This window comes from Microbacterium sp. P5_E9 (assembly GCF_054049175.1).
The window spans coordinates 1-562 of record NZ_JBFUMV010000119.1 but is presented as its reverse complement, the minus strand read 5'-3'; the positions used below and the strand labels follow the sequence as shown (position 1 = coordinate 562).

1 protein-coding gene is annotated in these 562 nt (G+C 67.4%); it reads left to right on the top strand.

Going from position 1 to position 562, the window contains the following annotated elements:
• Positions 1 to 562 (top strand): aldose epimerase family protein (locus ACXJ3V_RS20545; protein WP_457102207.1); only part of this gene is annotated, 562 nt, incomplete at both ends.

Here is a 562-nt window from a genome sequence, read left to right as displayed (position 1 = left end):
GGAAGCCCCGATCTTCCCCCAGCACGGATACCCCTTCCTGGTCCGGCATCGGGTGCAGTACGAGCTGGCTGAGGACCTGGGCCTGGTGGTCCGCCAGACGCTCCTGAACGATTCCCAGTCATCCGCACCCTTCGTCCTCGGCTCCCACCCCTACCTCAGGCTAGGTGACGTGCCTGCCGAGGATTTAGTCCTCACGGTGGACGCCGGCAGCCGGCTTATTGCGGACGAACGCCTCATACCCCGCAGCGCGGAGCCCGTCAGCGGGGAACTGGACCTGCGCGGCGGCCGGACCGTTGCCGAACTGGACATCGACGTCGCCTACACGGACCTGGTGCTCGACGGCGGCGTGGCGCGGCAAACGCTGCAGGCGTCCGATGGCCGCAGCGTGAGCCTCTGGCAGGACGAATCGTGCGGCTACGTCCATGTCTTCGTCACGGACAAGTTCCCCGGCAGGCCAAAGGCTGTGGCCATCGAGCCCATGACCGGCCCGGCAAATGCGTTCAACAGCGGCGACGGCCTGCGCTGGCTGGCAGCGGGGGAGTCCTTTACCATGACCTGGGGC